A 9,052-nucleotide genomic window follows, 5' to 3' on the forward strand; every position below is an offset into this window, starting at 1 on the left:
GCCCTCGGGGGCTCCGGTGCCTCCGGGGACGATGGGGGCTCGGCCTCCGTCGTCTCCTGGGCTTCAGGCGGTGGCGGGACCTCCGGGCATGGTGGGCGCGCCGCCTGTGCCGGGTGCGTCGATGCCGCCGGGGATGGCCGGGGCTCGACCGTCCTCCGCGACGGGAATGCCGCCGGTGCATGGCGCACTCGGCGCGGGCGCTGCTGGTCCGCAGGTACCTCCGGGGATGGTGGGCGCAGCGCCGTCGTCCGCACCCGGAGGGATGTCCGCACATCCAGGGATGATGGGACATCGCCCGCCGTCCGCGACGGGCCTGCCCACGGTTCCTGGGCCACACGGTCCGGTGCCGCCAGGCATGGTGGGCGCTCGGCCTCCGTCCATGACGGGGGGACCGGCAGTGCCGGGGCCTCACGGGCCGGTGCCACCGGGGATGATGGGGGCGCAGCCTCCTGCGACGGTTGGGGCGGGTGCTCCGGTGCCTCCCGGAATGGTGGGAGCACAGGCTCCGGCGATGGTCGGGGCGGGTGCTCCTGTGCCTCCCGGGATGATGGGGCAGCGGCCTCCGTCCGCGTCGGGGCTGCCTGCCGTGCCGGGACCTCCTGCTATGGCAGTTGGCGCTTCCGGGCCTGCTGCGCCAGCTCCTCCCGGAATGATGGGACATCGGCCGCCGTCCGCGTCGGGCCTGCCCGCCGTGCCGGGGCCTCGTGGACCGGTGCCACCGGGGATGATGGGGACACGGCCTCCGTCCGCGACGGGGCTGCCCGCCGCGCCCGGGCCACACGGGCCCGTTCCTCCCGGGGGGATGGGACATCGCCCGCCGTCCATGACGGGGCTGCCCGCGGTCCCGGTGCCGCATGGGCCGGTGCCACCGGGGATGGTGGGAGCACGACCCCCGTCGTCGCCGGGGCTGCCCGCGATGCCCGGACCTCATGGGGGACCGGTGCCTCCGGGGATGATGGGCGCACGGCCTCCGCCCCCGCCCGGATTGCCAGGGCCGCATGGACCGGTGCCTGCGGGGATGATGGGAGCCCGGCCTCCTGCACCTGGCCTGCCTGGGCCTCACGGGCCGGTGCCTCCGGGGATGATGGGAGCGCGTCCGCCGTCGTCGCCGGGACTGCCTGCGGTGCCGGGGGCTCACGGGGCGATGCCACCAAGAATGGTGGGCGCTCCGCCTCCGCCTGCGCACGGGGCTCCACAAGCTCCGGTGCCTCGTGGGGCGATGCCACCAGGAATGGTGGGCGCTCCGCCTCCGTCCTCGCACGGGGGGCCCCAGGCGCCCGTGCCTCACGGGACGGTGCCACCAGGAATGACAGGCGCACAGCCTCCGCCTGCGCACGGGATGCCCCAGGCGCCCGTGCCTCACGGAGCATTGCCTCCGGAGATGACTGCTGGGGCTCGGTCTGTCGCCGGGCCGGTGCAGCCTCATGCGCACTTGCCTCACGAACAGACGCCTCCGGGCACGCTGCCCGTACCTTCGTCCGTCGGTGGCCCGCCTGTGCCCCTGCAGGACGCACCCACGCCGAGCATGGCGCAGGGCCCCATGAGTGGACCGCCCGCACATGCGTTCCCGACACCGCCTTCAGGCGAGGTCGCTGCGCATCCAGCGGGCATGCCGTCGCAGTTCTCAAGGGAAATGACGCCTCCCGGAGCGATGTCGCCTCCCGCGTCACTGGGGGATGCACGGCCCGTGGAAGCGGAAATGCCAGTCCCTGGCAATGCCGCTGCGGAAGCTCCGCGGACCGACGAGCCAGCCGAGACTCCTCCAGCGGAAGCACACACTGCCCCGTCCTCGGCCGCCGCGGATGGAACGGAACGTCCGTTCCACCTCGAGCAAGCCCTGGGCACTTCGGTGCCGAGCGGTGACGTCCCGGCGCAGGACCTTGATTCAAGCCGAATGCCGGTTCCTCCCGGGATGTCGCCTGCGGCTCCTCGCGGGCACGGTGTCGCACCTGCGCCCTTCGCGTCTGAAGCGCGAGAAGACTCCAGCGAACTCGGCGTGGTGCCACAACAGAGGGGCATCCCTGCTGAGGCATCGGCTCAAGAGCACGCGCTGTCTGCCGTCGACCCGAGTGAAACTCCTGCGCAGGCGTTGCCCTCGGACGCTGAAGGGGTGTTGGACGTGGATGCCGCTGCCGTCACGGCTTCCGACGTGGTGTCGGCGACCCCTGTCGCGGTCGAAGGTGCGTCGTCGGTGGACGTGGAGGTGGCTCCCAAGACGGCAGACCGGACGGATGCCACGAACGTGGTTGAGCCGGTCATCGCCACCGACGCGGCAGGCGGGCCGCAGGCGGTTGACGAAGCCGCTGAGATGACGGCAGAGGGCGTCGGTACGGCATCGGGTGGCGTCGCGAGCGAAGCCGCTGGAGTGACGGCCGCAAACGTCGGTGGGGAAGCGGGTGGTGTCGCAACCGAAGCCGCCGCGGTTTCGTCGGACACTGCGGTGGCCGCGGTCGTTGATGTCACTGCAGTCGGTGCCGCCGAGCCCGTGCCAGCTATCACCGTTGAGGCAACTGCGACTTCCGAGGCACCGGAGAGCGGCGCTGCGCCCGTTGTGGCGGTCGCGGCTTCCGAGGCTCATGCAATCGGCGCCACTCCCATTGTGCTGGAGGCCGCGGATGTAACAGGTGCTCGGGCCGAGGAACCGGCGGCCGGTCCCATTCACGACGAACCGAATGTCGCTGTCGAGTCAGCGGTAGCAGGCGCAGTTGCCGCTGGCGCGGAAGCAGCCAATGTCGCCACCTCCAGCGTCGATGACTCGGCGACGGGTGCAGCTTCCTCCGCGCAGGAAGTTGCCGGTGATGCGAATGCGCTCGTGGCCACCTCGGCGGCGAATGCTGTCTCGGAACAGCCGGACGACTCCGTTGGTCCAGATGCGAACGTCGAGGCCTCGGCCGCGAGCTTCGTGACCGCCCAGCCGAATGACTCCGGCGTGGCAAGTGAGAGCGTTGAGACGCCGGCTGCGACCACCGCGGACACTTCGACCTCGGATGCACATGCCGTCGCTGCTGCCGCGCCGGAAGTCGCCGATGGTTCGAGTGACATGCGTCCGGTTGGCACCGAGCCGCATGCTGCCGGTGTGATTGATGCGGCACCCGAAGCGTCCGCCGACGGCGAGTCGTCGACGGCACTGGCTCCCCAGGCAACCGTGGATGCGGCAGTGGTGGCACTCGAGGGTGCGCACGTCCCGTCGTCCCCGAGTGTGGAAGGCACAGCGCTTCCTGTGCCGGACGTTGATGCACTTCCAGCCGCAGACGCGCCCTCGACCGCAGCGATGGCGGATGCATCGACTCCAGGGCTGGACGCTGGGACCTCACAGCACGCGGGCACCTCTCCAGTTGAATCGCCGAACGCAGACGCCGCGAGCGCGGTGGCATCGGCGCCGTCCGACGATGTCGCTCCGGGCGGAAGCTTCACGAATGCCAGCTCGAACGAAGTCGTGCTGACGGCTTCGGAGGAGGAGGCCGCGCCGGGTGGCACGGAGGCCACTGCAACGGTGGAAACTGGAGAACGAGGCGTCAGCGCTGCGGAAGCGGCACAGTCCGCGGATTCGATGCCGGTCACGGCTCAAGCCGTTGCCATGGACTCCCAAGCCACCGCGACACCGAGCGATGAGCCGTCTCACGGAGTCGCGGAGCTGGCTGCGGCAATCGAACCAACACTGTCCATCGAGTCCGCTCCATCCACGGGCGAGCGGTCCGCGCCGCCCTTCGGTGAGGTGACGCAGCCCTTCGGCCTCAAGCTGGACCTGGCGGCTCGCGCCAGCGACTCCGACCCGACGGCGGAGCCGTCAACGCAGGACAGCCTGGCGCCGCGCAAGGCACGAGGCTTCGTCGTCGCGGAGGATGGTGACCTGCTCACCACACCTGTTGCCCCGGCGGCCAGCATCGACGCCTCGGAGCCCGCCGCGAATGACGGCGCTCCCGCGCCCTTCGGCGAGTCACCCGAACTCGCGACCCCACCCGTCGCCCCCACGCCCCGGGCGCCCATTGAACTGGACGACTTGTCCGGCGCGTCCGACGAGCCGATGCAGCTCGCTTCGACGTGGGAGTTCGTGGGCTGGCAGGGCGGCGATGACGCGGGTTCCATTGGCCACGTTCCAGAGACGACCTGGGCGGACCGCGTGGTGGACCTCGACGGCCCGGCCGCGGCCCCCGCTGCGACCGAAGTGCCCCTGGCCTCGGCGTGGGACTTCATCCAGCAGCCATGGCAGCCCACGGCGGCGGAGCCTTCGGAGGTCATCGCCACGCTCCTGGCCGCGGCGGCCAGCGCGTCCACGGAGGTGCCCGTGGGTGGCCCTTCCGTGACGGCGGAGCACGTGGTGTCGGCGCTCGACGTCGTGAACACCCAGGGCACGCTCGGCAGGGTGGTGCTGGCGTACTGCGCGGGCCGCTACCGGCGCGCCTTCCTCCTGGGTGAGAGCCTCGGCCTCGCGCGGGTGGGGCATGCCTGGGGCCCGGGCAGTGACAGCGCGGCGGTCGCCGGGCTCAAGGTCGACCTCGAAGCGCCGTCCCTGCTGCACACCGCGATGACGTCCCCGAGCGCCAGCGTCTTCGACGCGCCGGCATGTCCCCAGGACGAAGCCATCTTCGCCGCGCTGGGAGGGGAGGGCACTTCGCACCTGGCCGTCGTCGCCATCCGGAACCGGGGCCAGACGGTGGCCTTCATCGTCGCGGACCCTGGCGCGGAGCCCATCGCCGCGCCCGCGCTCGATGAACTCACGCGCATCGCGCAGAAGGCCTCCGAGGCCTTCTCCCGCCTCCCCACCCGAAGCGCCTGAGCGCGAGCCGGAGGCGGGGAGACGCAAGAAGGGCTCCGGAGCCAGGTGCTCCGGAGCCCTCTTCACTTCAAGAACAACGCGTCGCGCTCAGCTGCAGCCGCTGGTCGCACCGCAGTTGCCGCATTTGTAGCAGGCACCGCTGCGCACCATGATGGCGCCGCAGGTGTGGCACGGCGGAGCATCCGCCTGATTCAGCCACGTGGACCCCTTTGAGGAGCTGGCGCCGGACCGCTGCACCGAAGCCGTCTGCGCGGGCAGGGCCTCCCGCTTCGGCTGCACGTCCACCCGGCCCAGCACCGCGTGCTCTTCCTCGCTGGGCAGGAACTTCAGCTCCAGCCAGCGGAAGATGTAGTCGGTGATGGACTTGGCGATGGGGATGGCCGGGTTGCCGGTGAAGCCGCTGGGCTCGAAGCGGGTGTGGCTGAGCTTGTCGACCAGCACCTTCAGCGGCACGCCGTACTGGAGCGCCAGCGACACGCTGGTGGCGAAGCTGTCCATCAGCCCGCTCACCACCGAGCCTTCCTTCGCCATGACGATGAACAGCTCACCCGGCAGGCCGTCCTCGTACATGCCCACCGTCAGGTAGCCCTCGTGGCCGCCGATGGAGAACTTGTGCGTGATGGAGCGGCGCTCGTCCGGCAGACGCCGGCGGACCGCGCGAGGCTCCGGCTGGACGGCGGGGGCGGGCTCGGGGGCCACGGTGGCCTTGGCGGCGCGCGTGTCCTTCGACGTGTTCAGCGGCTGCGTCCGCTTGCACCCGTCGCGGTACACGGCGATGGCCTTGAGGCCGCGCTTCCACGCCTCCAGGTAGGCCTTCTCGATGTCCTCCACCGTCGCGTCCGACGGCATGTTCACCGTCTTGGAGATGGCGCCGGAGAGGAACGGCTGGCAGGCCTCCATCATCTGGATGTGGCCCATCCAGTGGATGCTGCGCTCGCCCTGGGCCGGCTTGAAGGCGCAGTCGAACACCGGCAGGTGCTCGGGCTTCAGGTGCGGCGCGCCCTCGATGGTGTCCTGCTTGTCCAGGTAGCTGATGATGTCCTGGGACTGCGTCTGCGGGTAGCCCAGCTTCTCCAGCGCCAGCGGCACCGTCTGGTTGACGATCTTCAGCATGCCGCCGCCCACCAGCTTCTTGTACTTGATGAGCGCGATGTCCGGCTCGATGCCGGTGGTGTCGCAGTCCATCATGAAGCCAATGGTCCCCGTGGGGGCCAGCACCGTCACCTGGCTGTTGCGGAAGCCGTGCGCCTCCCCCAGCGCGAGCGCGCGGTCCCACGCGTCCTTCTGCGCGGCGAACAGGCCCTGGCTCACGCCCTCCGGCGCGATGTGGTACGCGGCCTTGCGGTGCTTGCGGATGACGCCCAGCATCGGCTCCGCGTTCTTCGCGTAGCCCGCGAAGGGGCCCTGCTTCTCCGCCAGGCGGGCGCTCATCGCGTAGGCCTCGCCGCACATCAGCGAGGTGATGGCGCCCGCGTAGTTGCGGCCCGCGGGCGAGTCATACGGCAGGCCTGACGCCATCAACAGCGCGCCCAGGTTGGCGTAGCCCAGGCCCAGCGGCCGGTAGTCGTGGCTGTTCTTCTCGATGCGCTCGGTGGGGTAGCGCGAGTTGCCGACGATGATCTCCTGCGCCATCAGCAGGATGTCGACCGCGTGGCGGAACGCCGTCACGTCGAAGTCGCCGTCGATGGTGCGGAAGTGCATCAGGTTCAGGGACGCCAGGTTGCAGGCCGAGTCGTCCAGGAACATGTACTCCGAGCACGGGTTGGACGCGTTGATGCGCGCCGTCGTCGAACACGTGTGCCAGCTGTTCACCGTGGTGTCGAACTGCATGCCCGGGTCGCCGCACAGGTGCGCGGCCTCGGAGAGCTCCCGGAACAGCTCGCGCGCCTGGTAGGTGTCCAGCGGCCGGCCGTCACGCACCGACCGCGTCGTCCAGGTGGCGTCCTCCACCACCGCCTTCATGAACGCGTCGGTGACGCGCACCGAGTTGTTCGAGTTCTGGAAGAACACCGACGAGTACGCCTCGCCGTTGAAGGACGGGTCGTAGCCGGCCTCGATGAGCGCCCAGGCCTTCTTCTCCTCGGCCGACTTGCAGCGGATGAACTCGAGGATGTCCGGGTGCTCGGCGTTGAGGATGACCATCTTCGCCGCGCGGCGCGTCTTGCCGCCGCTCTTGATGACGCCAGCGAAGGCGTCGAAGCCGCGCATGAAGGACACCGGGCCGGACGCGGTGCCGCCGCCCGCCAGCAGCTCCTTGCTGCCGCGGATGGTGGACAGGTTGCTGCCCGTGCCGCTGCCGTACTTGAAGAGCATGCCCTCCGTGCGCGCCAGCGTGAGGATGGAGTCCATGTTGTCCTCCACGCTGTTGATGAAACACGCGGAGCACTGGGGCTGCGCCTCCACGCCCACGTTGAACCACACGGGCGAGTTGAAGGACGCCTTCTGGCGCAGCAGCAGGTGCGTCAGCTCCGCGTGGAAGGCCTCGCGGTCCGCGTCCCGCGTGAAGTAGCCACCTTCCACACCCCAGCGGGTGAGGGTGTCCACCACCCGCGCCACCAGCTTGCGCACGCTCGTCTCACGCTCCGGCGTGCCCGGCGTGCCGCGGAAGTACTTCGACGCCACGACGTTCGTCGCCAGCATCGACCAGGACTTCGGCACCTCGATGTCCTTCTGCTCGAAGACGGCCTTGCCATCCTCGCCGGTGATGCTGGCGCTGCGGTACTCCCACGCCAGCTCATCCGCGGGGTCCACGCCCGGCGTCGTGAAGAAGCGCTCCACCGTCAAGCCCGTCGCCGCCACGCGCGCCTTCCGCCCGCCGCGCCGCTCCTTCCCGTTCACCGTGGACTTCGAGCTCAGCTCTTTATCCATGTCGCCACCCTCCACGAATTCACTGTGAGTTCTGATGCAAAATTTTGCGAAACGCTAACGTCGCGAGATCCCGATGGATCCGATGGATCAGCCCGGCGCGAAGCGCGGGTGACCTCGGAGTGGATTCGCGACGACGAAGCAGGGGCGCGCCCGGCCCCTCGGCTGTGCTTGGGGGATGCCCGCCAGGCTGCCGGACGAGGCCATGGATAGACGCCTGTAGCACCTCCGTCAAAGAATCTCTCGGTACAACAAATGGTAGCCGTCAAAGTCATACCCACCACGAATTGTATGTAGCCGCGAAGTGGGCGTCCGGTGCCTGCCTGCCTGCCCTGCTGCTACTGCGTTCAGCGAGGGAGCCCGATCTAGAGGGCCGCGCCTGCCCTGGCAACACATGCTTTGCAGTGCCTGAATCCAGATGGCGAGCCATGTAACGTCACTTCAGGCCAAGCAAGCGTGATCACTGGGAGACGTTTGCTGTGAGTCTGTGCACGACTCGGGTGGGTGCAACCATGCTGATCCGCGACGGACGGTAGATCAGCCCTGGGCGCGGTCCGTTGGTGAACGAGGCCGTCGATTTTGGCCTGGACGCGCGTTAGGAGGCGGACATGGCTCCTCCCTACCTGCGCCACGTCTTCGTCTGTACCAATCGTCGCCCGGACGGAAATCCCAAGGGGTGTTGCGCCACCAAGGGGGCGGAGGAGGTCCGCGCCGCCTTCAAGGAGGAGCTCGACAAGCGCGGCCTCAAGGGGCGCATGCGCGCCAACGCGGCGGGGTGCCTGGACACGTGCGGCTTCGGTGTCGCCGTCGTCGTCTACCCGGAAGGCACCTGGTACGGCGGCGTGAAGGTGGAGGACGTGAAGGACATCGTCGAGCAGCACCTCCTGGAAGGTCGCCCCGTGGAGCGGCTGCTGATGCCCTTCTCCCGCAAGGCCCCGCCTCCGGCCTGAAGCGCGCTTATCGGCATTAACCCGAAATAATCGACGCCTGCCTCTGACTGCGTGAACCCGCAGAGGAGCCGCGCGGAACGGACGTTGGGACGCCTGGGGCAGGCCTGCTCCGGGGATGGGCCCGGCGTGTGTCCAGCGCGGCGAGGAGCACATGCATGCGTCGCAGTTGGTGGGCCTCTGGCCTGATCGCCACCGCCTTGTCCGTGGCTGGCTGTGATTCCGAAGTCCCGTCGTCCCACGTCCCGGATATGACGGCGTTCCAGGAGGCGGCGCTGGCCGCGGAGTGGGCCGCGGGCGTCGCGTACTCGGTGGGGACGCGCGTCACCTATCAGGGGCGCCTCTATGAGTGCCGGCAGGCGCACACGTCCCAGGCGGACTGGACGCCGGTGGCGGTGGCCGCGCTGTGGTTGGACCTGGGGCCCGCGGGCGGTGGTGAGCCGGATGCGGGCAGCGGGGGGAC

General features: G+C 69.7%; 4 protein-coding genes. 3 read left to right on the top strand and 1 reads right to left on the bottom strand.

Translation table 11 applies throughout. The features are described from left to right. Positions 1-3,577 precede the first annotated feature (3,577 nt). Positions 3,578-4,777 (top strand): general secretion pathway protein GspE, encoded by a 1,200-nt coding sequence (locus G4D87_RS27655; protein WP_240358657.1) that lies wholly within the window; start codon positions 3,578-3,580, stop codon positions 4,775-4,777. 87 nt (positions 4,778-4,864) lie between these two features. On the opposite strand, the gene G4D87_RS27660 is transcribed toward G4D87_RS27655, so the two are convergent. Next, positions 4,865-7,645: a vitamin B12-dependent ribonucleotide reductase gene (locus tag G4D87_RS27660; protein WP_163785600.1), complete on the bottom strand. Its 2,781-nt coding sequence runs from the start codon at positions 7,643-7,645 to the stop codon at positions 4,865-4,867. A gap of 605 nt (positions 7,646-8,250) precedes the next feature. Here G4D87_RS27660 and G4D87_RS27665 point away from each other — a divergent pair. After that, on the top strand, positions 8,251-8,592 hold the full coding sequence (locus G4D87_RS27665; protein ID WP_163785602.1) for a (2Fe-2S) ferredoxin domain-containing protein: 342 nt from the start codon (positions 8,251-8,253) through the stop codon (positions 8,590-8,592). Between the two features lie 155 nt (positions 8,593-8,747). Further along, positions 8,748-9,052: carbohydrate-binding protein (locus tag G4D87_RS27670; RefSeq protein ID WP_338045004.1), on the top strand; the 305-nt coding region annotated here is incomplete at its 3' end.

This window comes from Myxococcus vastator, from assembly GCF_010894475.1.
GTDB lineage: Bacteria > Myxococcota > Myxococcia > Myxococcales > Myxococcaceae > Myxococcus > Myxococcus vastator.